Source organism: Curtobacterium sp. VKM Ac-1393 (assembly GCF_015350995.1).
In the GTDB taxonomy this organism is placed as follows: domain Bacteria; phylum Actinomycetota; class Actinomycetes; order Actinomycetales; family Microbacteriaceae; genus Curtobacterium.
This window is the reverse complement of sequence record NZ_JADKRW010000006.1, coordinates 133,485-158,183: the sequence shown is the minus strand read 5'-3', so window position 1 is coordinate 158,183 and position 24,699 is coordinate 133,485. Positions and strand designations below refer to the sequence as shown.

Here is a 24,699-nt window from a genome sequence, read left to right as displayed (position 1 = left end):
CCGGGGCGGGCGGGTGGGCGGGGCGGGCTGGGCGGGCGCGGTGGGGCGACCGCAGACGGACGGGAGGCACGGTGCCAGCTGGCACCGTGCCTCCCGTCCGTCTGCGGTGTCGCGATCAGGCCGCGTCGTGGTCCGTCTGCAGGAACTCGACCAGGCTGTCGGCGGTCGTCTCGGCGTCGTCGCCGGTCACCGTGAGGGTGACCTCGTCGCCGTTCTCGATGCCCAGGCCGAGCAGGGCGAGGATGCTGCCGGCGTTGCCGGACTTGTCGCCCTTGGCGATCGTGACCTGGTGCCCGGAGGCGGTCACGGTCTGGACGAAGAGGGACGCGGGACGCGCGTGCAGGCCGGAGGCGCTGGCGACGGTCACGGTGCGGGTGGCTTCGGACATCGATGTACTCCTGTCGATGGGTGGTGCGCTCATGCTAGCGAGCGCCGGATGGGCGGGTCGGGTGAGTGGTCAGGGTCGACCGGGCCAGAACACCTCGGTGCCAGCGGCCTCGACCTCGCGGACCAGGTCGAGGTTGACGCCGGGGTCGGTGATGATCGTGTCGATCGCGGCGAGTGGTGCGACGCGTCCGAACTCTTCACGACCGAACTTCGTGTGGTCGGCGAGCAGGATGCTCCGGCGGGCGGACTTGATCATCGCCGACTTCACCGCGGCCTCTGCCATGTTGTGGGTCGTCAGGCCGCGCTCGGGGGTGATCCCGTTGATGCTGACGAAGGCGACGTCGACGCTGACCATGCCGATGAGCTGGTGCGTCCACGTGCCGACGCCGGCCAGGGAGTCGCTGCGGATGTTGCCGCCGAGCAGGTGCAGGTCGATGCCCGGTCGGTTCGCGACGGCCATGGCCACCGGGAGGGAGTGCGTGACGACGGTGAGCCCGCGATCGGTCGGCAGCATCTCGGCAAGGCAGATCGTCGAGGTGCCCGCGTCGATCATGATCGAGCCGTTCTCGGGCAGTTCCTCGAGCGCGGCCTCGGCGATGACCATCTTCTCGGGCTGGTTGATGCCGCCGCGGTCGCCGACGCCGGGGTGGATCGTGATGCGCTCGACCGGGATCGCGCCGCCGTGGGCGCGCCGCACCAGGCCGCGGCGCTCGAGACTCGTGAGATCGCGGCGGATCGTCTCGGGCGTGACCTCGAGCAGCTCGGCGAGGTCCTTGACGTCGACCCGCCCCTGCGAACGCGCCTCTTCGACGATGCGCTGGTGGCGCTCTGGTGCGTACATCGGGACTCGTCGTCTCCTGGGTCGGAACGGAACGGACATGACCGGGCACGAACCTGCCGGAACCGGCCCGGAGGGGCTGGCCGCCAGACGCAAACGGGCATCTGTTTCTGTATTTTTATCCCCGGATGTGTTTGTTTGTCAACGCGGATCGGGGTAGTGTGCTGCTCAGCCGCACCGGCGAGGTCCCGTCTCCGCTGTGCGCGCACCGAACGAACACCCCACCGCACGTGCGTGTGAGATGAAGGAGTCTCGAATGTCCGAACTGCTCGGCACCGGCGTCGGCCGTGGCGTCGCCCACGGCCCCGTGCTCCGCATGGCGGACCCGCTCGGCGAACCCTCGAAGGACGCCCTGACCGGTTCGGCGGACGACGCGAAGCAGGCCGTGCACGACGCACTGGCCGCCGTGGCCGACGACCTCAACAAGCGCGGTCAGCTCGCCGGCGGCGACGCCCAGGCCGTGCTCGAGGCGCAGGCGCTCATGGCGCAGGACCCGACGCTCCTCGACGACGTGCACACCCGCATCGACGGCGGCACCAACGCCGAGCGCGCCGTCTACGAGGCGTTCGCGCAGTTCCGCGACCTGCTCGTCGGCATGGGCGGCTACATGGGGGAGCGCGCAGCCGACCTCGACGACGTCGCCCAGCGCATCGTCGCCAAGCTCCGCGGCGTGCACGCCCCGGGTGTCCCCGAGTCGGACACCCCCTTCGTCCTCGTCGCCCGCGACCTCGCGCCGGCCGACACCGCGCTGCTGGACCTCGACAAGGTCCTCGCGCTCGTCACCCGCGACGGCGGACCCACCTCGCACACCGCGATCCTCGCCCGCGCCAAGGGCATCACCGCGATCGTCGGGGTGACCGGTGCGGACGACCTGGTCGACGGCCAGCACGTCGTCGTGGACGCCGTCGCCGGCACCGTCGTGACCGACCCTTCCGACGAGCTCGTCGCCGAGGTCGACCAGCGCATCGCCGACCGGCTCGCCGCTGCCGCCGCACCGCTCACCGCCGGTGCCCTGGCCGACGGCCACCTCGTGCCCCTGCTCGCGAACCTCGGCAGCCCCGCCGACGCCGCGGGTGCCGTTGCTCTCGGTGCGGAGGGCGTGGGGCTCTTCCGCACCGAGTTCCTCTTCCTCGACTCGCCGAAGGCGCCGACCGTCGACGAGCAGACCGAGTCCTACCGACAGCTCCTCGCCGCGTTCCCTGGCAAGAAGGTCGTCGTCCGGGCGCTCGACGCCGGCGCCGACAAGCCGCTGCCGTTCCTCACCGACAAGGACGAGGAGAACCCCGCGCTCGGCCGCCGTGGCCTCCGTGCCCTGCGCAACCACCCCGAGGTGCTCCGCGACCAGCTCACCGCGCTGGCCCGGGCCGACGCCGCGACCGAGGCCGACCTGTGGGTCATGGCCCCGATGGTCGCCGACGCCGAGGAGACCGAGTACTTCGTCACCCTGGCCCGCGAGCTCGGCATCCGCACGGCCGGCGTGATGGCCGAGGTGCCGTCGCTCGCCCTGATGGCCGAACAGGTCTTCCAGAACGCGGACTTCGTGTCGATCGGCACGAACGACCTGACCCAGTACACGATGGCCGCCGACCGCATGCTCGGCACCGTCGCGTCCTACCAGGACCCGTGGCACCCCGCCGTCCTGCGCCTCGTCGCGCAGCTCGGAGCGGCCGGCGCCGATGCGGGCAAGGCCGTCGGCATCTGCGGTGAGGCCGCGGCCGACCCGCTGCTCGCCGTCGTCCTGGTCGGCCTCGGCGCCACCACCCTCTCCATGACCCCCGCGGCCCTGGCCGACGTGCGCGCCGAACTCGGTCAGCACACGCTCGAGCAGGCCCGCGAGATGGCCCAGGCGGCACTCGCCGCGTCCACGGCGGCGGCCGCGAAGTCCGCCGCAGCGGCCGCGCACGCCGTCTGACCCACCCAGCACCACCCTCCCTTACACCGCAGCAGCTCCACCACACAGAAAGTCACCGCACATGACAACGTCGTCCGTTGCAGCGCCCGACGCACCCGCGAAGTCGCGGGGCGGCGCACGCGTCGCCGTTCAGAAGTTCGGCACGTTCCTCTCCGGCATGGTCATGCCCAACATCGCGATCTTCATCGCGTGGGGCATCATCACGGCCTTCTTCATCGAGACCGGCTGGACGCCCGTGGGCATCCTCGGCGGCTTCGGTGAGACCGGCGGCGTCGCCAACATCGGCCTCGTCGGCCCGATCCTGACCTACCTCATCCCCCTCGCGATCGCGATCCAGGGCGGTCGGATGGTCTACGAGACCCGCGGCGCCGTCGTCGGGTCGATCATGACGATGGGTGTCATCATCGGGGCCAACGGCACGACGATGATCCTCGGCGCGATGATCTGCGGTCCGCTCGGTGCGTACCTCATCAAGCAGATCGACAAGATCTGGGACGGCAAGATCAAGCCCGGCTTCGAGATGCTGGTCAACAACTACGCGGCCGGCATCCTCGGCTTCGCGCTCGCGATGGTCGGCTTCTTCTGGCTCGCGCCGCTGTTCAAGCTCATCGCCGAGGGCCTCGGTGATGCGGTGAACTTCCTCGTCCAGCACTCGCTGCTGCCGCTCGCCAGCGTCATCATCGAGCCGGCCAAGGTGTTCTTCCTGAACAACGCCATCAACCACGGTGTGCTCGACCAGCTCGGCGCGGACCAGGTCAAGGAATCGGGCAAGTCGATCCTGTTCCTGCTCGAGGCGAACCCCGGCCCCGGTCTCGGCATCCTGCTCGCCTTCACCTTCTTCGGTGTCGGCATCGCCCGCTCGACCGCTCCCGGCGCGATCATCATCCAGTTCCTCGGCGGCATCCACGAGATCTACTTCCCGTACGTGCTGCAGAAGCCGATCCTGTTCATCGCCGTCATCCTCGGTGGTGCGACCGGTGTCGCCACCAACGTCGCGTTCCACTCCGGCCTCGTCGCTCCGGCGTCACCGGGTTCCATCTTCGCGGTGCTCGGTGCGACGGCGAAGGACAGCTTCGTCGGCGTCATCCTGTCGGTCATCCTGTCGGCTGCGGTGTCGTTCGCGGTCGCGTCGTTCTTCCTCCTCGCCACCCGCAAGCGTGACCGTGAGCTGGGCAACGACGGCGACATGAGCGCCGCGATGGCGAAGCTCCAGGCCAACAAGGGCCGCGACGTCAACTCGGCAACCGCCGGCCTGCTCGGCGGCAACGCCCCGGCCAACTCGGAAGAGGCTGCCGCGTCGGGCACCACCGCCACCGCGACGAAGGTCCAGAACCTGGTCTTCGCCTGCGACGCCGGCATGGGCTCGAGTGCGATGGGCGCCAGCGTCCTGCGCAACAAGATCAAGAAGGCGGGCATCGAGGGGGTCACGGTCACCAACAAGGCGATCGCGAACCTGTCTGGTGACGAGGACCTGATCATCACGCAGGAAGAGCTGACGGACCGCGCCAAGCAGAAGAACCCGAACGCACAGCACGTGTCGGTCGGCAACTTCATGAACGCGCCGCAGTACGACCAGGTCGTCGACCAGCTCAAGAACCAGTAACGCCACCACCAGTAACGAAGTGCAGTATCGGAGGGGACGGGGACATCCCCGTCCCCTCCACCACGTCGTCGAACACCAAGGAGAACCCCGATGCCCGTCCTGCAGGAGAGCCAGATCCGGATCCACACCGAGGACACCGCGCCGACCAAGTCGGAGGCGATGAAGGAGGCGGCCGAGATCCTCGAGGCTGCGGGCGCGGTCACCGCTGACTACTACCCGGCGATGCTCGAGCGCGAGAAGAGCGTGTCCACGTACATGGGCAACTTCCTCGCGATCCCGCACGGCACGAACGACGCGAAGGACGCAATCAAGTCGTCCGCCCTGTCGTTCATCCGCTACGCCAGCCCGATCGACTGGGACGGCAACCCCGTGCGCTTCGTCGTCGGCATCGCCGGCGTGAACAACGAGCACCTCGACATCCTGTCCAAGATCGCGATCGTGTTCTCCGACGAGGACGAGGTCCAGAAGCTCACCGACGCCGCCGACACCAGCGCCATCCTGTCGATCCTCGGCGAGGTCAACGAGTGAGCACCGGCACCGCCGTCCACTTCGGGGCCGGCAACATCGGCCGCGGCTTCGTCGGGCTGCTCCTGCACGAAGCCGGGTACGAGGTCGTCTTCGCCGATGTCGCCGCCCCCGTCATCGACGCCCTGGCCGCCGCCGACTCGTACACCGTGCACGAGGTCGGTACCGGAGCGCAGGACCACGAGGTCACGAACTTCCGCGCCCTGAACAGCGCGCAGGACGAGGACGGCGTCGTGGCCGAGATCGCCGCTGCCGCGATCGTCACCTGCGCCGTCGGCCCGAACGTCCTGAAGTTCATCGCGCCGGTCATCGCCCGCGCGCTCGTCGCCCGCGACGCCTCCGCCGCTCCGATCGCCGTGATGGCGTGCGAGAACGCTCTGAACGCCACCGACCGCCTGCGCGAGTTCATCGTCGACGCCCTGCCCGCGGACGGCTGTGACGCGGCGCTCGCCAAGGCCGTCTTCGCGAACACCGCCGTCGACCGTATCGTCCCCGCGCAGCCCGAGGGCGCCGGCCTCGACGTCACCGTCGAGACCTACTTCGAGTGGGCCATCGACCGCACGCCGTTCGGCGGCAACGAGCCGGAGATCCCCGGCGCACACTACGTCGACGGCCTCGCCGCCTCGATCGAGCGGAAGCTCTTCACGGTGAACACCGGGCACGCCACCGTCGCGTACCACGGCTTCGTCGCGGGCGCGGACAAGATCTCGGACGCCATCGCGATCCCGGCCGTGCGCTCCGAGCTCGAGTCCGTGCTCGCCGAGACGAGCGACCTGCTCGTCCGCCGCCACGAGCTCGACCCCGAGGTGCACCGTGCCTACGTCCAGGCGATCATCGCCCGGTTCGAGAACCCGCACCTGCCCGACACGGTGACCCGCGTCGGTCGCCAGCCGCTCCGCAAGCTGTCGCGCGACGAGCGCTTCGTCTCACCGGCTGCGTCTCTGGCCGAGGACGGCACCGAGCCGACCGCCCTGCTCGACGCGATGGGTGCGGCACTCCGCTTCGACGTCGCGGACGACGAGCAGAGCGTCGAGTTGCAGGCCCTGCTGGCGTCGGACGCGTCCGACGCCGACGTGGTGACGCAGATCACCGGCCTGGGTGCGGAGCACCCGTTGCACGCCGCGTTCGCAGATCGCGTGCGGACCGCGCGCGGTTGACGCTCTCGACGTCCCACCCTTCGTGACGGCCCCACCCGGATGGTGAGTCCGCCGGGGTCCACCGTCAGCCGCACCGCGACCACCGTGCCGAACGGGTCGCCGTCGAGCTGGATCTGCTCGGCGTGGTCGAGCTCGAGGTCGAGCACGCGTGCGCTCGTGTACCGCAGCGTCCGGGTGGCCGGGATGAGCCACGACAGGAACCGGCCGAACCCGGTCCGGTGGAAGAACCGGTTCAGGGACAGCCCGTAGCCGACCCCTGCCCACCCGACCGTCCGACCGGGGCGGAACGCGACCGCGTCGAGCACCCCGTCGTCCGGCTCCGCCGCGGGGAGCAGCAGGACGCCGGCGGTCAGGGTGCCGCAGTTCCCGACGATGACCGTGTGCGCTCGCATCGTCCGGGCCTCGCCGTCGTCGAGTCGGTACCGCAGGTCGACCTGCCGGTTGCCGATGACGGACCGCATGATCGGGTCCGAGTACGCCAGCCACCCGAACCGTTTCTTCAGGCGCGCGTTGGTGTTGGCGGCCATGTTCGCGTCGAGTCCGATACCCGCCATCACCAGGAAGGCGTGGTGCGTCGTCGTGCCCTGCGGGTCGGTGAGGGCGGCGAACGCCAGGTCGACCCGTCGATCCGTCCCGGTGAAGGCAGCTCGGACCGATCCGGCGACGTCGTTCAGCGGGATGCGCAGGTTCCGGGCGTACAGGTTGCCGGTCCCCACCGGGAGTAGGGCGAGGGGGACACCGGACCCGTGCAGCGCCTCGGCCGTGACACGCAGCGTGCCGTCACCGCCGACGACCAGGACGACGTCCGGCGCGGTGGCGAGCGCGTCGAGGGCCGCGGCACGGCCGTCGTCGGACGCCGCCGTTTTGAACCACGTCGTGGGGTCCCAGCCGGTCCGGTCCTCTTCGGCCGCGACGGTGGTGCGGAGCACCCGCAGGTCGACCTTGGACGGGTTGACGACGATCGCGGCGCGCGGCATGGAAAGGACGATACCGAACAGCTGTCGGGCTCCGGAACGCGCGAATCTTGTCCGCGATGCGATGAAGTCGACGAACCTGGGAGTCCTGACCGCAGAACACATGCGGTACGAACACACTCGGGACACGGTGAACGCCGGGTGACTTCGACACCCCATCGGCTCTTCGCCATCACAGGCACGGGCCGCCATGGCCCGGTACCTCGATCACCGGCTTCGGCGGCACCGGCAACGGGACCGTGAACGGCACCGTCCACCAGACCGACGCCGCGGCCGCGCAGGCGCAGTCGGACACCACGACCGCGTACAACGTCGCCGCGTCGCTGACGCCGACGCGGACCGGGCTCCAGGAGCTCAACGGACTCAGCCTCAGCCCGGGCGTCTACAACGGCGACACGCTGCAGCTCGCGAACACCGGCCAGCTGACCCTGGCCGGCAGCGCGGACTCGGTCTGGGTGTTCCAGGCCGCGTCGACCCTGACGATCGGGTCGGGCACGAGGATCGTCATCACCGGTGGCGCCAGCTCGTGCAACGTGTTCTGGCAGGTCGGCAGCTCCGCGACCATCGGCAGTGCCGCCCAGTTCCAGGGCACCGTCCTCGCCGACCAGTCCGTCACCGCGACGACGGGTGCGACGGTCGTGGGCCGACTGCTCGCCCGGAACGCAGCGGTGACGCTCGACGACAACACCATCACCCGGCCGACCAACTGCCCGGCTGCCGGAACGCCGTCCGAGAGCGTCGCACCGACGATCACCTCGGGCACGCCGACCGACGCCACCGCGGGCACGCCGTACTCGTTCCCCGTCACCGCGACGGGCAACCCGGCACCCACCTACTCCGACGGCGGGACCCTGCCGCCCGGGCTGACGATCAACCCGACCACGGGCGTCATCTCCGGCACGCCGACCACGCCCGGCACCACGACGGTGACGATCACGGTCGACAACGGCACCGCACCGCCGGACACGGAGACGTACGTCGTGACCGTCCGCGCACCTGCGCCGACCGCGACGCCGACGCCCACCGCTTCGGCTCCCACACCCACCGCTCCCGCTTCGACGGCTCCCGCGGTCCCGGTGGTCGGTGGCGGCGACAACGGCGGCGGTACGACCGAGCTGGCCTTCACCGGCAGCGATCCGACGATCCCGCTCGCCGCGGCAGGCGCGATGCTGCTCGGCGGCATCGCCGTGATGGCGCTCCGTGCACGGACGCTCCGCGCACGACGTCGACTCCCGTTGGAGGATCACTGACGGGTGACAGAGCCGGCGCCGTCAGTCATTCGGGTACTGACGGCGTCGGTGGCTCGGGGCGTAGCGTCGAGCGCATGACGAAGCACTGGATGGCACCGCGGTTCGGCGGCAGCGAGGTCCTGGAGTTCGTGGACACCGACGTTCCCGTACCCGGACCCGGCGAGGTCACCATCGCGGTCCGCGCCGCGGGCATGAACCCCGCCGACACGAAGCACACGCGACAGGGTGACCCCGCCGACCTGCCCCTGCCCGTCGGGTACGAGGTCGCCGGCGTGCTGACCGCCGTCGGACCGGACACGACGATCGCGTCCGGCGGGGGAGCGGTCGGCGACGAGGTCCTGGCCTTCCGGGTCGTGGGCGGCTGGGCCTCGGAGCTCACGGTGCCGGCGGCCGACGTGTTCGCGAAGCCCGCGTCACTCGGGTTCCCGGAAGCGGCCAACCTGCTGCTCGCCGGCACGACCGCCGCCGACATGCTCCGTGTCACCAGAGCCGCGGGGCGCGACACCGTGCTGGTGCACGGCGCCTCCGGAGCGGTCGGCGTCAGCCTGCTCCAGCAGCTCCGACTGCTCGGCGCGCGGGTGATCGGCACGACCTCCGAGCGTGGTGCCGACGTCGTCGGACGCTTCGGTGGCGAGTGGGTCGCGTACGGCGACGGCCTGGAGGCACGGGTCCGTTCGATCGCACCCTCCGGCATCGACGTGGCGCTGGACTGCGTCGGGACCGACGAGGCCGTCGACGTCTCGCTCGCAGTGGTCGCGGACCGCGACCGCATCGTGACGATCGCCGCGCAGGCGCGAGCCGCGTCGGACGGCTTCGCCGCGGTCGGCGGGGCGCAGCCGGCGAGCAAAACGTTCCGTGACTCCGTGCGACAGCGTCTGATCGACCTGGCCGGGGTCGGCGAGCTCGAGGTCCCGGTGTCGCGGAGGTTCCCGCTGGCCGAGGCACGTGAAGCCGCGGCCCTGCTCGAGTCAGGACACCCCGGCGGCAAGCTGGCGCTCGTTCCGTGAGTCGGTCGTCCTCCGCTTGGGGGACGCGGCCGGTGGGTGGTCCTGCCACAATCGGTGGTGGTCGACCGTCGGCTGCCGGAAGGAACGAAGCAATGAGTGACCAGTACCCGCCCAAGGACCCGTACGGGCAGCAGCCTGGTCCCTACGGGCAGCAGCCTGGTCCCTACGGGCAGCAGCCTGGTCCGTACGGGCAGCAGCCCGGTCCCTACGGGCAGCAGCCCGGTGCGTACGGGCAGCAGCCCGGTCCCTCCGGCTCGCAGCCGACCGGGCAGGGACAGCCGCCGCTCTGGGCACCCTGGTACGGGATCCCGTTCGTGCAGGCGTTCCTGCGGTTCTGGAAGAAGTACGTCCGCTTCGACGGCCGCGCCAGCCAGTCCGAGTACTGGTTCTGGGCGCTCTGGTACGTCATCGGCTCGGCCGCCACCGGCGCCGTCGGCGGCGTGCTGAACGTCCTGCCGTTCGTCGACGACGCGTCGAACGGGCTGAGCGGTCTCTGGGCGCTGGCCTGCGCCCTCGGCTTCATCGCGTTGACGGTGCGACGGTTGCACGACGTCAACCTCAGTGGCTTCTTCGCGCTCTTCTTCATCATCCCGCCGCTCGGCGTGCTGTTCTCGCTCATCGTCGGCCTGATGGGCGCCAACCCGCAGGGGCAGCGGTACGACGAACCCCACCGCGGGTAGCGAGCGACGTCCCCCCGTCGGTTCTGGTTCACTTGGACCTGAGTATCAGCCAACGATCGAGGGGGACACCGTGAGTGACCAGTACCCGCAGAACCCGTCCGGCCAGCAGCCGGGCGGCCAGCCGAACCCGTACAACGGAGCGCAGCAGTACGGCCAGCAGCCCACGACCGGCCCGAACGGCGAGCCGCCGATCTGGGCGCCCTGGTACGGGATCTCGTTCGGCAAGGCCGTCGGACGCTTCTTCAAGAAGTACGCGACGTTCAGCGGACGCGCGAGCCGCAGCGAGTTCTGGTGGTGGTACCTGGCGAACGCGATCGTCGGCATCGTCCTCGGGATCCTGTACGGCATCGGTTTCGCCACGTCGGAGCGCTCGACGGTGTCGATGTCGACCGCGACGTCGGCGAGCGTGCAGTCGACAGTGACCAGCCCGTCCGCGCTCTTCGTGATCGCCGGCATCCTGCTCGGACTCTGGGGTCTCGCGATCATCGTCCCGACGCTGGCGCTCGGCTGGCGTCGCCTGCACGACGCCAACCTGCCGGGTGCGCTCTGGATCATCGCCCTGTTCGTCGGCATCGTCGGCATCGTCTACGGCCTGCTGCCCTCGAACCCGCAGGGCGAGCGCTACGACCGACCGACCGGCGCTCGATGAGCAACGACACACCGCAGTGGGGCCAGCCCGGCGACGACCAGTCGTCGGGCCGGCCTGACCACGGGCAGCAGCCTGGGTACGGCCAGCAGCCTGGTCAGTACGGGCAGCAGCCTGGGTACGGCCAGCAGCCTGGTCAGTACGGCCAGCAGCCCGGGTACGGCCAGCAGCCCGGTCAGTACGGCCAGCAGCCTGGTGCGTACGGGCAGCAGCCCGGGTACGGCCAGCAGCCCGGGTACGGCCAGCAGCAGTACGCCGAACCGTACCCGCAGTACGGGCCGCCGATCCCGCTCGGACCCGACGGAGCGCCGCCGCTCTGGGCGCCCTGGTACGGCGCCGGGTTCCTCGACGCGTTCACCCGGTTCTTCAAGAAGTACGCCCGGTTCGACGGGCGGGCCAGCCGCAGTGAGTACTGGTACTGGATCCTGGCGAACGCCATCGTCACCGCCGTCTTGTTCGGCGGGTTCTACGCGGTCCTGTTCTCGTCCATCGCCGCGAACACCCGCGTCGACGAGTTCGGCAACACCGTCGGGTCGTCGGCGCCGTCGCCGTTCGCGTTCGTCCTGCTCGCGCTCTACGGGCTCTGGTCGCTCGCGACACTCGTGCCGAGCCTCGCGCTCGGATGGCGCCGGGTCCACGACGCGAACCTGCCCGGAGCGCTCTGGATCCTCGGCTTGTTCGTGAGTGTCGCCGCGATCGTGTTCGGCTGCCTGCCGCCGAACCCGGCCGGTGCGCAGTACGACCGCCCCGACCAGGCGTAACGCCGCACAACGACAATCGGCCCGCACTGCGCGGATACGCGGTGCGGGCCGATTGAGGTTCTGCGAGGTGTCAGACCACGCGGAGTCGCGCCAGCGCACCGTCGACGACGAGGTCGCGCACCGTGACCGACGGGTCGGCGATCTGGAACCGGAGTGCGCCGCCGGGCTGCTCGAACCAGGGCTGCACGAAGCGGACGGTCACCATGAACGGCCGCTCGACCAGGTAGCGATGGGTCTCCGGGACTCCGGCGACGTGCGGCGGCAGCGACCGACTCGGCACCGGGGTGTCGAGCGGGTGCAGCAGGTAGCCGTCCGGCCCACCGATGCGGTCGACCGGCACACCGGCGGGGATCTGGATGGTCAGACCCTGCTCGCCGGCCTGTGACACCTGCTGCGCGAGCTGCGGGTACGTGGACGCCGCGCGGTCGCGGAGTCCCTCGAGCTCGTGCCGGGCGATGTCACGCGGAGCGGGGAACGGACGGTTCAGGAACCGACGGAGCATCTCGACCGCGTCTGCTTCGCCACGGGCAGTGGCCAGACGGCGAGCCGTGCCGTAGTCGACGACCTCGAGTGCGAAGTCGTCGGGTCCCTCGGCCGGGACCACGCGGAGCGCGCCCTCGACCGGCGGCTCGTGCAGGGTCTCGCCGGGGAGCTGCACGTAGCGGATCGTGTAGCCGAGCTGGTCGAGGATGGGGCGGGTGGCCGCGAAGGTCATGGAGCGGAGCCTATCGGTGGAGTCGATGTCGTGCCTTGGACGACGCCGAGCATCGACGCCGTCCTTCGATGCCGTGGGTCAGGCCCGGCCTCGCATGACGGCCTGCTTGACCTCGGAGATCGCCTTCGTCACCTGGATGCCGCGGGGGCAGGCGTCGGTGCAGTTGAAGGTCGTGCGGCAGCGCCACACGCCTTCCTTGTCGTTGAGGATGTCCAGGCGCACCTCGGCGGCATCGTCACGGGAGTCGAAGATGAACCGGTGCGCGTTCACGATCGCTGCCGGGCCGAAGTACTGGCCATCGGTCCAGAACACCGGGCACGACGACGTGCACGCGGCGCAGAGGATGCACTTCGTGGTGTCGTCGAAGCGGGCACGATCGGCCACCGACTGGATGCGCTCCTTGCCCGGGGTGGGCGCCGTCTTGGGCTGCAGGAACGGCTGGACCTCGCGGAAGGACTTGAAGAAGGGCTCCATGTCGACGACGAGGTCCTTCTCGAGCGGCAGGCCCTTGATCGCCTCGACGTAGATCGGCTTCGAGACGTCGAGGTCCTTGATCAGGGTCTTGCACGCCAACCGGTTCCGGCCGTTGATGCGCATGGCGTCCGAGCCGCAGACGCCGTGGGCACACGAGCGGCGGAACGTCAGGGAGCCGTCCTGGTCCCACTTGATCTTGTGCAGGGCGTCGAGGATGCGGTCGGTCGGCAGCATCATGACGTCGAAGTCCTGCCAGCGCGGCTCGTCGTCGACGTCCGGGTCGAAGCGCCGGATGATGAGCGTGACGGAGAAGGACCCGGGAGGCGCGTCGGTGGTGTCGGTCCGGGGTGCGTCGGAGACCAGGGTGTCGGTCATCTCAGTACTTCCTCTCCATCGGCTGGTACCGCGTCACGACGACCGGCTTCCAGTCCAGCGTGATGTGGTCGTCGGCGAGTGACGAGTGCGGGTCGCCCGTCAGGTACGCCATCGTGTGCTGCATGTAGTTCTCGTCGTCGCGCTTCGGGTAGTCGTCGCGCATGTGACCGCCGCGGCTCTCCTTGCGGTTGCGAGCCGAGTAGACGACGACCTCGGCCAGGTCGAGCAGGAAGCCGAGCTCGACGGCCTCGAGCAGGTCGGTGTTGAACCGCTTGCCCTTGTCCTGCACGGACACCTGCATGAACCGGTTCCGGAGCGAGTGGATGGTCTCGGTGACGCGGGCGAGGGACTCGTCGGTGCGGAACACCTGGGCGTTCTTGTCCATCTCGTCCTGCAGTTCCTTGCGCAGGACGGCGATGCGCTCGGTGCCCGTCGAGGCGCGGAGCTGGTCGAGCATGTTCCGGACACCGGCGGCCGGGTCCTCGGGCAGCGGCAGGAACTCGGCGGTCTTGACCCACTCGGCGGCGTTGTTGCCGGAGCGCTTGCCGAACACGTTGATGTCGAGGAGCGAGTTCGTGCCGAGGCGGTTCGAGCCGTGGACGGACACGCAGGCGCACTCGCCGGCGGCGTAGAGACCGGGGACGACGGTGGTGTTGTCGTACAGGACCTGGGCGTCGGTGTTCGTCGGGATGCCGCCCATGGCGTAGTGCGCCGTCGGCATCACCGGGACCGGCTCGACGACTGGGTCGACGCCGAGGTAGGTGCGGGCGAACTCGGTGATGTCCGGGAGCTTGGTCTCGAGGACCTCGGCACCCAGGTGGGTGCAGTCGAGGAGCACGTAGTCCTTGTTCGGCCCGGCGCCACGGCCCTCTGCCACCTCTTGCACCATGCACCGGGCGACGATGTCACGCGGGGCGAGGTCCTTGATGGTGGGGGCGTAGCGCTCCATGAAGCGCTCACCCGAGGCGTTGCGCAGGATCGCGCCCTCGCCACGAGCACCCTCGGTGAGCAGGATGCCGAGGCCGGCGAGCCCGGTCGGGTGGAACTGGAAGAACTCCATGTCCTCGAGCGGCAGGCCCGTGCGCCAGACGATGCCGACGCCGTCGCCGGTCAGGGTGTGCGCGTTCGAGGTGGTCTTGTACATCTTGCCGAAGCCGCCGGTGGCGAAGATCATCGCCTTGGCGTGGAAGACGTGGAGTTCGCCGGTGGCGAGCTCGAACGCGACGACACCGGCCGGCTGCTTGCGGGTGACGCCGTCCTCGCCCACGACGTCGACCATGATGAGGTCGAGCGCGTAGAACTCGTTGTAGAACTCGACGCCGAGCTTCACGCAGTTCTGGAACAGCGTCTGCAGGATCATGTGCCCGGTGCGGTCGGCCGCGTAGCAGGCGCGGCGGACCGGTGCCTTGCCGTGGTCGCGGGTGTGCCCGCCGAAACGCCGCTGGTCGATCTTGCCCTCGGGCGTGCGGTTGAACGGCAGGCCCATGTTCTCGAGGTCGATGACCGCGTCGATCGCTTCCTTCGCCAGGATCTCGGCGGCGTCCTGGTCCACCAGGTAGTCGCCACCCTTGATCGTGTCGAAGGTGTGCCACTCCCACGTGTCCTCTTCGACGTTCGCGAGGGCCGCAGCCATCCCGCCCTGTGCCGCACCGGTGTGCGAGCGGGTCGGGTAGAGCTTCGAGATGACGGCCGTCTTCGCCTTCGGGCCGGCCTCGATCGCGGCACGCATGCCCGCGCCTCCTGCGCCGATGATGACGATGTCGAACTGGTGGTGGTGCACGGTGGTCTCGGTCACAGGGGTCTTTCCGTAGACGGTGGGAAGGCGGTCGGCAGCGGGGATGGTGCTACTGCGCCGGGCAGAAGGAGGGGAGGTCCGCGGCGGCGGCGCCGGCGGGGCACGGGTCGAACGTCCAGCACACGAGCAGACCGAGGGCGATCAGCACGACGCAGGCGATCAGGATCGCAGCGAGGAGCGTCTTCCGGATGCCCGGCTTCGACACGTAGTCGTTGACGATCGTGCGCATGCCGTTCGAGCCGTGGATGAGCGCCAGGACCAGCATGAGGGAGTCCCACACCTGCCAGAACGGGTTGGCCCACTTGCCGGCGACGAAGGCGAAGTCGATCTGCTTGACGCCCTCGCCCGCCACCATGTTGACGAAGAGGTGGCCGAAGATCAGCACGACGAGCAGGACGCCCGAGCCGCGCATGTAGATCCAGCCCCACTTCTCCCAGTTGGTGGAGCGGCGCGCGGCCGAGGCGGAGCGGGGAGGTTCGACGATCTGCGTGGTCATCTTCGTGCCCCTCAGTTGAAGTCCGCGACGAGGTTGATGAGCTGGCGGGGCAGGAAGCCCGCGATCGCGATCGCCCACAGGACGATGACGATCCAGAACATGGCCCGCTGGTACTTCGGCCCCTTGGACCAGAAGTCGACGAGGATGATCCGCAGTCCGTTGAACGCGTGGAACACGATGGCCATCACCAGGGCGATCTCGCCGAGGTTCATGATCGGGGTCTTGTACGTGCCGATGACCGCGTTGTACGCCTCGGGCGAGAGCCGGACGAGAGCGGTGTCGAGGATGTGCACGAGCAGGAAGAAGTAGATCGCGACGCCGGTGATCCGGTGCAGGACCCACGACCACATGCCGGTCGATCCGCGGTACAGCGTGCCCTCGAGCTTCCGAGAGGCGCGGGGCGCCTCGATCGTGACGTCGGGGACGGCGGTCGCCGTACCGCCGCCGGTGGGCTCAGCCATGAGCTCGTCCTTCCGTAGGACGGGCTCGCCCGATCGGCGAGCCCTTGCCGTTCGTGTTCGTGTGGAACACGCCCCATCCTATGCGCGAGCGCTGACCTTCTCGTCCCGACCGGCCCGCACGGCCCGACCGACGGGCGGCGCGCCGATGGTGCGAGCCGTGTCGTGGTGCCCCAGGAGCTCGTCCCCGACGGCTTCCCACGTCGTTCCCTCGACCCGGAGACGCCCCGCCGATCCCATCCGATCCGCGAGGGCGCGGTCGTGGTGGAGTCGCAGGACCGCGTGGCGGAGGGCCTGTGGTGCGTCGGGATCGTAGAGCTCGCCGTCGAGTCCGGGGGCGACGAGGTCGAGCGGGCCGCCCGACGCCGGGGCGATCACCGGCAGACCCGAGGCGTGCGCTTCCTGGAGGGTCTGCCCGAAGGTCTCCGCCGGGCCCGTGTGCACGAAGAGGTCGAGCGAGGCGTAGGCGTCGGCGAGGGCGTCACCGCGCAGCGGTCCGGTGAAGGTGACGTCGAGGTGCCGGAGACGCCGCTCGAGCATCGCCCGCGACGGCCCGCCGCCGGCCACGACGATGCGGATGCCCGGGATGCCGCCGAGCTCGGCGAGCCGCTCGACCTCCTTCTCCGGGGCGAGCCGCCCGACGTAGCCGACGATCGTCTCGCCGTGCGGGGCGATCCGACGCCGGAGCGCCCGGACGTGGGCCGACCCACGGCGCTCCGGGCGGAAGAGGTCGGTGTCGACGCCGCGACCCCAGCGGGCGACCCGGGGCACGCCGTCCTCGGCGAGCATCGCGGCGGTCGCGCTCGACGGCGCGAGCGTCAGCGAGGCGCCGGCGTGGATGCGGCCGAGGATCTTCCGGACCAACGGGACGGTCGCCGTCAAGCCGTTGCGGCGGGCGAACCCGGCCACGTCGGTCTGGAAGACGGCGACGGAGGGGATGCCGAGCCTCCCGGCTGCCGTGATCGCACGTCCACCCAACAGGAACGGACTGGCGGCGTGGAGCACGTCGGCGCCGGAGGCGGCGAGGATCGTGTCGAGGACGGGGTGGGGGAGTGCGACGGGGAACTGCCGGTAGGCGACGGCGGGGATCCGGTGGACGTCGAAGGAGCGGTAGCGCTCGACGGTGGTGCGGGACCGGAACTGCGCGAGACCGGGGGTGTCCGGTGCGATCACGACCGCGCGGTGTCCACGGCGTTCCAGGTGGTCGAGGACCGCCAGGACACTCGTGGTGACGCCGTTGAGGGTGGGCAGGAAGCTCTCGGTCACGACGGCGACTGTCCGGGGGGACGTGCCGCGCTCCACGCTGCGTGCGCTCATGGTGCTGCCCATGCTCCGGGCGCGACGTGACCCGGCGGGGCCGACGACGTGAACGGGGCGCAGGCGCCGGGTGAACAACCAGGCGCCGCCGTCGCGCGGACACCCGACGGTGCCGTGCGGGAGGCCGCATGCGGGAATCGTGCGGAGACCACCCAGGATCCGCGCGGTGGGACCGGTACGGTGAGCGCGTGGCTGACGCTCTCGAAGACTTCTACGCGATCATCCCCGCAGGGGGCATCGGATCGCGACTCTGGCCGCTGTCGCGCGCGGACGCACCCAAGTTCCTGCACGACCTGACCGGTTCCGGCACCTCGCTGCTGCGGCAGACCTGGGACCGGCTCGCCCCGCTCGCGGGCGAGCAGCGGATCATGGTGGTGACCGGACGGGCGCACCGCGTCGCCGTCGAGTCGCAGCTGCCGGGGGTCGAGGACCACAACGTGGTGCTCGAGAGCGAGCCGAAGGACTCCACGGCGGCCATCGGCCTCGCCGCGGCGATCCTCGTGCGCCGCGAACCCGACGTCGTCATCGGCTCGTTCGCCGCCGACCACGTGATCGGCGACGCCCGCGGCTTCCGCCGTTCCGTCCGCGAGGCCGTCGCCGTCGCCCGGGCCGGCTACATCACGACCATCGGCATCACGCCGACCGAGCCCGCGATCGGGTTCGGGTACATCCACGCACACGGCGACACCCTCGACATCGAGGGCGCTCCGACCGCGCACGCCGTGCGGTCGTTCGTCGAGAAGCCCGACCTGGACACCGCCCGTTCGTACGTCGAGCAGGGCACGTACCTGTGGAACGCGGGCATGTTCATCGCCCGCGCCGACGTGCTGCTCGAGGAGATCGGCCGGAACAACCCCGTGCTGCTCGCCGGGATCAACGAGCTGGCGGACGCCTGGGACACCTCGGCCCGCGGCGCCGTCGTCGACGCGGTCTGGCCCACGCTCGAGAAGATCGCGATCGACTACACGGTCGCCGAACCGGCTGCCGCGGCCGGTCGCATGGCGGTCGTGCCCGGCGACTTCGACTGGGACGACGTCGGCGACTTCGCCTCGCTCGCCAAGCTGCAGTCCGGTGGCCGACCGAACAACCTCGCGGTGCTCGGTGACGGCGCCCGGATCCTGGCGGACTCGTCGAGCGGCATCGTGATCTCGCACAGCCAGCGGCTCATCTCGCTCATCGGGGTCGAGGACATCGTCGTCGTGGACACCCCCGACGCGCTGCTCGTCACCACCAGCGCGAACGCGCAGCGGGTCAAGGGCGTCGTGGACGCGCTGAAGATCAGCGGTCGCGGCGACGTGCTGTAGCCACGCTACGCGACCTACTGATGTATCACGTGTAGGGTCGCTGGGGAGCGACACGGGGAAGACTGGGGGCGATGGCGGACATCGAGTTCGACGCGGGGGACGCGTCAGCACTGGCGAAGGCGGTACGGCGAGCGGCAGCGACTCTGCGCGGGCAGGGCGGGAGCCGATCGGGTGCGGCGGATTCAGCACTGGCGGACTTCGCCGGCTCGTACGCCGACCGGTTCCGTGAGGCCGTCGTCATCGAGGCCGAGGACCGCGCAAGGCTCGTCGGGGTGCTGACCGATCTCGCGTCCGGGGTCGACCGAGCAGTTCAACGCGCCGAGCAGGAGCGCGAGCGCGTCCGCGCGCACGCCGCCTGGAAGGTCCGAGAATCCGAGCGTCAGCGGTCGGCAGTCGACGCGCTCGCCGGACCGTTCTCGGGAGCGGCGGTCGATCTCTGGGGGACGTTGGTCGATCGAGAACCGTCGAACGAGCCGCTCACCCGGCCGACCGTCGACGCCGAGTTCCGCGGCCGCGAACGTGCTCGGTACGGAGCCGGCGCGAGCCGAGGGAAGAGCTCGGCCGACCCGGCGGCGCTGCGCGCGTTCGTCTCGACGGTGGCAGGGCTGGACACCTCGGCCTCGGCCGAGGCTGCGCGAGTGCGATCGGCCTGGTCGTCGTTCCGGTCCTCGTGCGCATGGGTGCAGGTCGACCGCGGCAGCATGCCCGCCGGGTTCGACCGGTACACCGGAGAGAACGACGAAGACCGGTCCTGGATCACCAAGACCGCCCAGGCGTTCGAGGACGCAGGCGGCGGCGCGATCGCCGACGCTGTGCTCGACATCGCTGCCATGGGACGGGCAGCCCCCGCCGTCCAGGGGTTGCTCGCGGCGGGCCTGACGCCGGCGCAGGTCGCAGCGAAGTGGGCGGCGCTCGGTCTGACCACGGCCGACGCCGATGCGCTTCGCGCGTTGCCGACGTCGGTGCTGTCCGAGCTCGGCAACCTGGAGGGGATCCCGTACTGGGCTCGGAGCACGGCCAACGTCGTGGTGTTGAACCAGCGGATGGGCGATGTGGAGCTCGAGATCGAGAGTCTTCTGGCCTCGGTGGCGTCCACGGGCGACGAGGGTGCCGCACGCGCGGCGGTACAGCGGATCGCGGCGCTGAAGACCGAGCTGAAGTCCCTGCGCAACATCAACGCGGCCGTTCGCGAGAGCCGTTTCGACGGCCCCCGCTATCTGATCTCGTTGACGGAAGACCACCCCCCGCTCGCCGCAGTGTCGATCGGTGACCTCGACACGGCTGATTCCGTGACGTGGGCCGTGCCGGGGATGGACACGACGACCGCCGGCATGAGCTCGTGGACGACTGCGGCGCAGAACATCTACGAGCAGCAGACGCGTCGTGGGGACGCTGCTGGTCGTGCCGTGGTTGCCTGGATCGGGTACGACGCTCCGATCCCAGCGGACGTCCTGCTCATGGGGAAGGCCGATCGGGGCGGCGAGAACCTCGCCGCGTCGATCCGCGGATTGGACGCCGTACGTGCAGGGCGGATGCCGGAGACGAACATCATCGGGCACTCCTACGGAACGACCACCGCGGCAGTCGCGCTGTCGAAGCCGGGCGTCCACGTCGACCGCTTCGTGGCGCTCGGGTCGGCCGGGCTGCCGGATGACGTCCGGTCAGCGGACGACTTGCACGCCGGACGCGTCTACGCCGCGCAGGCAAAGGATGCGCCCGTGGGCCAGGCTGGCAAGGGCGACGAATGGGCCTCCTTCGGACGGGAACACAGCGTCGGGCACCGCGTGGATCCGACGTCGGAGGCCTTCGACGCGACGGTGTTCGGCGCCGACGGCACGACGCTGCAGGGTGGCGAGAAGTTGCACTCGGTCCTGCACCACGATCCACTGAACGGCGACCGACGGGGGTATCTCGACCGTGGCACCGAGACGCTGCACAATGTCGGACTCGCGATCAACGGGCGGGATGACGAACTGACCCCGGCTCGAGCCAGGTGAACGCATGGAACGACTGAGGAGAACGATGAACGTCGCAACGCCCGTCCGACGCGTGGCAGGGAGCGCTCTTGCGTTCGTGATGGTGATCGCGGTGCTCGCCGCTTGTGCCCGGCAGCCAGAGGAAAGGAAGCCCTCCGTGGACCCTGACACCGCGAAACAGCAGATGATCGATGCCATCGACGACGTCACGAAGCATCTGGGCGGCGTGTGGAAGCCTCGCACCGGCCCTGACGCTCCTGAGCACTGTGAGCTGCCTGACGGGTCGCGGGGTGCCCACTGGGTGTACCTCACCGGCCGGACGTCAAGTGGCGAGTCTGAGAACCCGGAATCGGACGCGAAGACGACGCGCGCCCGCTGGGAGTCCCAAGGCATGAAGGTCGAGCGCTGGGCTGACCCCGATGGGCCCGCGATCGTCGGCCGCGGAGGTGGCTCGATCGACTCCATCAACCTCTACGCGTTCCCGGGCAACTACACCGTCGAAGCCATCTCGCTGTGCTTCCCTGGTGACGCCGACAGCTTGTGACCCGTGGACGGGCTGTGGCACGCAGCTTCGTCGGTTCTGTGCTCCTCGTTGGCATGCTGCTGGTGGGGTTGACCGGTTGCGACGCGCAGAGGACCGGCACCGGTGCATCTGGGTTGGGGGAGCCACAGGTGAGTGCGGACGCCACGAAGCGTCAGATGGTGGAAGCGGTCAACGACGCGACCGAGCGCCTCGACGGCAAGTGGAAGGCTCGGACCGGGCCGGACTACGCGGAGGACTGCGCGCTCGCGGACGGTGAGGCGGGCGCGCAATGGCGCTACCTGACCGGGAGCACCACCACGGGGGAGCCCGATGCCGATGCAACCGCCATGGCCGCGCACTGGGAAGCGCAGGGGATGCAGGTCGTCCGGCGCGACTCGAGCGACGGCCCCGCGGTCTTCGCGGACGGCGGGCGGAACGTTTCCTCGATCAGCGTCTACGCCTACGCGGGGAACTACACCGTCCAGGCCGTCTCACTGTGCTTCCCGGGCGACGCCGACGAACTCTGACCTCCAGGGATCCGCCGCTTCGACGACGTCCTGTAGCGCTCCACCGACAAACCCCTCGAACTGGGGGTCTTCGGGTGAGCCCGCGTTACGAGCGCGTTTCGGCGCGGTCGCGATCCCGTAACCGATCCACCGGGACCCCGGAACGGGTCCTGTACCGGCCGGGCGGTCGTGTACTGTCGCCACGATCGCCCGGAACGCACGTGGTCCGGGCACGCTCCCCGGAGGAACCAACCCGTGACATCTCGTACCCGACGCGTCGTCCTCAGCGGCCTCGCGCTCCTCGGCACCGCTGCCGTCCTGGCCGGCTGCTCCGCAGCCCCGTCCGACACGACCGCCGCCAAGAAGACCGACTTCCGTCCCTGCATGGTCTCCGACGCCGGTGGCTTCGACGACAAGTCGTTCAACCAGCTCGGCTACGAGGGCATGAAGGACGCCGCCAAGGACCTCGGTGCCACCTACAAGGAGGCCGAGTCGAAGGACGCGACCGTCTACGACTCGAACATCCAGCAGCTCATCGGCCAGAACTGCAACCTCGTCGTGACCGTCGGCTTCAACCTCGCCGACGCCACGAAGAAGCAGGCTGCGGCGAACCCCGACACCGACTTCGCCATCATCGACGACAGCTCGATCGACGCGAAGAACGTCAAGCCGATCACGTTCGACACCTCGCAGGCCGCGTTCCTCGCCGGCTACGCAGCGGCGTCCTACTCGAAGACCGGCGTCGTCGGCACCTTCGGTGGCATGCAGATCCCGACCGTCACCATCTTCATGGACGGCTTCGCGGACGGCGTGAAGTACTACAACGAGCAGAAGGACAAGAACGTCAAGGTCGTCGGCTGGAACGTCGACACCGGCAAGGGGTCGTTCACCGGTGGCTTCGAGGCCGGCACGCAGGCCAAGTCGGTCGCGCAGACGCTCCTCGACCAGGACGCCGACGTGATCCTGCCCGTCGGTGGCCCGATCTACCAGTCGGCTGCCGAGGCCATCAAGGACGCCGACAACGGCTCCGTCCTGATCGGTGCGGACAGCGACCTCTACGAGGCCGACCCGCGCTACAAGGACATCGCCTTCACCTCGGTCGAGAAGGGCATGCGCCCGGCCGTGAAGGACGTCGTCGAGCAGGCGGCTGACAAGAAGTTCTCGAAGACCCCGTACGTGGGCACGCTGAAGAACGAGGGCGTCGGCATCGCGCCGTTCCACGACTACGAGTCCAAGGTCGACAAGGGCCTGCAGGGCGAACTGGACGACATCAAGGCCGGCATCATCGACGGCTCGATCACGGTCAAGACCCAGTCCTGACCCGACGGACGCGGGCGAGGGGCTTCCCTCGCCCGCGTTCTCGTGCGCCCGAGTGGCGCACTCGAGACCGTGTGCTCCGTGGCGCACGCGAGACCGTGCGCCTGCGTGGCGCACTCGAGACAGAAATAGACTCCCGAACATGAAGCTCGAACTCCGCGGCATCACCAAGCGGTTCGGCGCCCTGGTCGCCAACGACCACATCTCGCTCACCGTCGAGCCAGGTGAGGTCCACTGCCTCCTGGGTGAGAACGGCGCCGGCAAGTCCACCCTGATGAACGTCCTCTACGGCCTGTACGACGCCGACGAGGGCGAGATCCTCCTCGACGACGTGGTCCAGGAGTTCGACGGCCCCGGTGACGCCATGCGCGCCGGCATCGGCATGGTGCACCAGCACTTCATGCTCGTGCCGGTGTTCACCGTCGCCGAGAACGTCATGCTCGGTCAGGAGCAGACCACCTTCGGCGGCCGGCTCGACCTGGCCGGCGCCCGCAAGCGGGTCAAGGAGATCTCCGACCGCTTCGGGTTCGACGTGGATCCCGACGCCAAGATCGAGGACCTGCCGGTCGGTGTGCAGCAGCGTGTCGAGATCATCAAGGCGCTGTCACGTGACGCCTCCGTGCTGGTGTTCGACGAGCCGACAGCCGTCCTCACCCCGCAGGAGACCGACGAGCTGATGGGCATCATGCGCCAGCTCCGCGAGGCGGGCACCGCGATCGTCTTCATCACCCACAAGCTCCGCGAGGTCCGCGAGGTCGCCGACCGCATCACGGTGATCCGGCTCGGCAAGGTCGTCGGTGAGGCATCGCCCACCGCGACGAACAACGAGCTCGCCGCCCTGATGGTCGGCCGCGCCGTCTCGCTCGTCGTCGACAAGACGCCGTCGACCGGCGGCGAGGACGCCCTGGTCGTCGAGGGCCTGACCGTCACCGACCCGTCCGGCATCGTGCTCGTCGACGACGTGTCGTTCTCGGTCCGTCGCGGCGAGGTCCTGGCGATCGCCGGCGTGCAGGGCAACGGACAGACCGAGCTCACCGAGGCGATCCTCGGTCTCGAGCCCGTCCACGCCGGCCGGATCACGCTCGACGGCAAGGAACTCACCGGTCGCAGCGTCAAGCAGGTGCTCGACGCCGGAGTCGGCTTCGTCCCCGAGGACCGCAAGGAGGACGGCCTGGTCGGCGAGTTCACCATCGCGGAGAACCTCATGCTCGACCGGTCCGACCACGGCGCCTTCGTCCGCGCCGGCACCATCCGGTCCGCGGAGCGCGACTCCTTCGCCGACGCGAAGATCGCCGAGTTCGACATCCGCACGCCGGGCCGCGCGACCGCGGCCGGCCGGCTGTCCGGCGGCAACCAGCAGAAGATCGTCCTCGCCCGCGAACTCAGCCGCGAGCTCCGGCTGTTCGTCGCCGCGCAGCCCACGCGCGGCATCGACGTCGGGTCGATCGAGTTCGTGCACAAGCGCATCGTCGCCACCCGCGACACCGGTGTGCCCGTCATCGTCGTCTCCACCGAGCTCGACGAGGTCGTGGCACTGGCCGACCGCATCGCCGTCATGTACCGCGGCGGCATCGTCGGGATCGTGCCGGCGACCACCCCGCGAGACGTCCTCGGCCTCATGATGGCCGGCGAGATCCCAGAAGGAACGGAGTTGGCCGCATGACCGGTTCGGCCGGCGAGATCCAAGCCACATCCACGACCGG

At 69.8% G+C, this 24,699-nt stretch carries 23 protein-coding genes and 1 pseudogene; 15 read left to right on the top strand and 9 right to left on the bottom strand.

All coding sequences use genetic code 11. From position 1 onward, the window contains the following. Positions 1–115: 115 nt before the first annotated feature. Positions 116–388, bottom strand: coding sequence for an HPr family phosphocarrier protein (locus tag ITJ59_RS14330; protein WP_066655121.1), 273 nt, complete (start codon positions 386–388; stop codon positions 116–118). A gap of 69 nt (positions 389–457) precedes the next feature. Next, complete coding sequence (locus ITJ59_RS14325; protein WP_194651984.1) at positions 458–1,228, bottom strand: DeoR/GlpR family DNA-binding transcription regulator; 771 nt, start codon at positions 1,226–1,228, stop codon at positions 458–460. Positions 1,229–1,481: 253 nt separating this feature from the next. Between ITJ59_RS14325 and ptsP the strand changes: the two genes are divergently transcribed. From ptsP to ITJ59_RS14310, 4 genes are all read left to right on the top strand, one after another. Beyond that, the gene (ptsP, locus tag ITJ59_RS14320; protein WP_194651983.1) at positions 1,482–3,137 is read left to right on the top strand and encodes a phosphoenolpyruvate--protein phosphotransferase; all 1,656 of its coding nucleotides are present in this window, start codon (positions 1,482–1,484) and stop codon (positions 3,135–3,137) included. Between the two features lie 61 nt (positions 3,138–3,198). Then, complete coding sequence (locus ITJ59_RS14315; RefSeq protein WP_228511569.1) at positions 3,199–4,740, top strand: PTS mannitol transporter subunit IICB; 1,542 nt, start codon at positions 3,199–3,201, stop codon at positions 4,738–4,740. Between the two features lie 90 nt (positions 4,741–4,830). Further along, positions 4,831–5,268, top strand: coding sequence for a PTS sugar transporter subunit IIA (locus tag ITJ59_RS19185; protein WP_027466426.1), 438 nt, complete (start codon positions 4,831–4,833; stop codon positions 5,266–5,268). Beyond that, a complete protein-coding gene (locus tag ITJ59_RS14310; RefSeq protein WP_194651982.1) occupies positions 5,265–6,422 on the top strand; it encodes a mannitol-1-phosphate 5-dehydrogenase in 1,158 nt (385 codons plus the stop codon). The genes ITJ59_RS19185 and ITJ59_RS14310 overlap by 4 nt, the downstream gene beginning before the upstream one ends. 50 nt (positions 6,423–6,472) lie before the next feature. On the opposite strand, the pseudogene ITJ59_RS14305 reads toward ITJ59_RS14310, so the two are convergent. After that, a pseudogene (locus tag ITJ59_RS14305) lies at positions 6,473–7,399 on the bottom strand (diacylglycerol/lipid kinase family protein); the annotation flags it as partial. A 203-nt stretch (positions 7,400–7,602) separates the two neighbouring features. On the opposite strand from ITJ59_RS14305, the gene ITJ59_RS19430 reads away from it, so the two are divergent. The 5 genes from ITJ59_RS19430 to ITJ59_RS19170 all read left to right on the top strand — a co-directional run bounded on the left by ITJ59_RS19430 (position 7,603) and on the right by ITJ59_RS19170 (position 11,740). Continuing rightward, positions 7,603–8,646 carry an ice-binding family protein gene (locus ITJ59_RS19430; protein WP_323749522.1) on the top strand — a complete coding sequence of 348 codons (1,044 nt, stop codon included), beginning with the start codon at positions 7,603–7,605 and terminating at the stop codon, positions 8,644–8,646. A gap of 74 nt (positions 8,647–8,720) precedes the next feature. Continuing rightward, positions 8,721–9,653 carry an NADP-dependent oxidoreductase gene (locus ITJ59_RS14295; RefSeq protein WP_194651980.1) on the top strand — a complete coding sequence of 311 codons (933 nt, stop codon included), beginning with the start codon at positions 8,721–8,723 and terminating at the stop codon, positions 9,651–9,653. Positions 9,654–9,745: 92 nt separating this feature from the next. Further along, the gene (locus ITJ59_RS14290; protein WP_194651979.1) at positions 9,746–10,333 is read left to right on the top strand and encodes a DUF805 domain-containing protein; all 588 of its coding nucleotides are present in this window, start codon (positions 9,746–9,748) and stop codon (positions 10,331–10,333) included. A 70-nt stretch (positions 10,334–10,403) separates the two neighbouring features. After that, positions 10,404–10,982, top strand: a complete 579-nt coding sequence (locus ITJ59_RS14285) for a DUF805 domain-containing protein (protein ID WP_194651978.1) — start codon at positions 10,404–10,406, stop codon at positions 10,980–10,982. Continuing rightward, positions 10,979–11,740: a DUF805 domain-containing protein gene (locus ITJ59_RS19170; RefSeq protein ID WP_228511568.1), complete on the top strand. Its 762-nt coding sequence runs from the start codon at positions 10,979–10,981 to the stop codon at positions 11,738–11,740. The genes ITJ59_RS14285 and ITJ59_RS19170 overlap by 4 nt, the downstream gene beginning before the upstream one ends. Positions 11,741–11,810: 70 nt before the next feature. On the opposite strand, the gene ITJ59_RS14275 is transcribed toward ITJ59_RS19170, so the two are convergent. The 6 genes from ITJ59_RS14275 to ITJ59_RS14250 form a co-directional block, all read right to left on the bottom strand. After that, positions 11,811–12,455: a TNT domain-containing protein gene (locus ITJ59_RS14275; protein WP_194651977.1), complete on the bottom strand. Its 645-nt coding sequence runs from the start codon at positions 12,453–12,455 to the stop codon at positions 11,811–11,813. Positions 12,456–12,533: 78 nt separating this feature from the next. Beyond that, positions 12,534–13,304 (bottom strand): succinate dehydrogenase iron-sulfur subunit, encoded by a 771-nt coding sequence (locus ITJ59_RS14270; RefSeq protein WP_123292177.1) that lies wholly within the window; start codon positions 13,302–13,304, stop codon positions 12,534–12,536. Between the two features lies 1 nt (position 13,305). Next, complete coding sequence (sdhA, locus tag ITJ59_RS14265) at positions 13,306–15,099, bottom strand: succinate dehydrogenase flavoprotein subunit (protein WP_194651976.1); 1,794 nt, start codon at positions 15,097–15,099, stop codon at positions 13,306–13,308. 49 nt (positions 15,100–15,148) lie between these two features. Next, positions 15,149–15,595: a succinate dehydrogenase, hydrophobic membrane anchor protein gene (gene sdhD, locus ITJ59_RS14260; RefSeq protein WP_194651975.1), complete on the bottom strand. Its 447-nt coding sequence runs from the start codon at positions 15,593–15,595 to the stop codon at positions 15,149–15,151. A gap of 11 nt (positions 15,596–15,606) precedes the next feature. After that, on the bottom strand, positions 15,607–16,056 hold the full coding sequence (sdhC, locus tag ITJ59_RS14255; RefSeq protein ID WP_194651974.1) for a succinate dehydrogenase, cytochrome b556 subunit: 450 nt from the start codon (positions 16,054–16,056) through the stop codon (positions 15,607–15,609). Between the two features lie 78 nt (positions 16,057–16,134). Next, a complete protein-coding gene (locus tag ITJ59_RS14250) occupies positions 16,135–17,382 on the bottom strand; it encodes a glycosyltransferase family 4 protein (protein ID WP_194651973.1) in 1,248 nt (415 codons plus the stop codon). A gap of 176 nt (positions 17,383–17,558) precedes the next feature. Here ITJ59_RS14250 and ITJ59_RS14245 point away from each other — a divergent pair, with 176 nt between their 5' ends. From ITJ59_RS14245 to ITJ59_RS14220, 6 genes are all read left to right on the top strand, one after another. After that, positions 17,559–18,674: a mannose-1-phosphate guanylyltransferase gene (locus ITJ59_RS14245; protein ID WP_194651972.1), complete on the top strand. Its 1,116-nt coding sequence runs from the start codon at positions 17,559–17,561 to the stop codon at positions 18,672–18,674. 71 nt (positions 18,675–18,745) lie between these two features. Next, positions 18,746–20,671, top strand: a complete 1,926-nt coding sequence (locus tag ITJ59_RS14240) for an alpha/beta hydrolase (protein ID WP_194651971.1) — start codon at positions 18,746–18,748, stop codon at positions 20,669–20,671. 4 nt (positions 20,672–20,675) lie between these two features. Beyond that, positions 20,676–21,194 carry a hypothetical protein gene (locus ITJ59_RS14235; RefSeq protein ID WP_228511567.1) on the top strand — a complete coding sequence of 173 codons (519 nt, stop codon included), beginning with the start codon at positions 20,676–20,678 and terminating at the stop codon, positions 21,192–21,194. Positions 21,195–21,208: 14 nt separating this feature from the next. Then, positions 21,209–21,700, top strand: a complete 492-nt coding sequence (locus ITJ59_RS14230; RefSeq protein ID WP_194651969.1) for a hypothetical protein — start codon at positions 21,209–21,211, stop codon at positions 21,698–21,700. 234 nt (positions 21,701–21,934) lie between these two features. After that, complete coding sequence (locus tag ITJ59_RS14225) at positions 21,935–22,999, top strand: BMP family lipoprotein (RefSeq protein ID WP_194651968.1); 1,065 nt, start codon at positions 21,935–21,937, stop codon at positions 22,997–22,999. A 139-nt stretch (positions 23,000–23,138) separates the two neighbouring features. Next, positions 23,139–24,659, top strand: coding sequence for an ABC transporter ATP-binding protein (locus tag ITJ59_RS14220; RefSeq protein WP_194651967.1), 1,521 nt, complete (start codon positions 23,139–23,141; stop codon positions 24,657–24,659). Positions 24,660–24,699 lie beyond the last annotated feature (40 nt).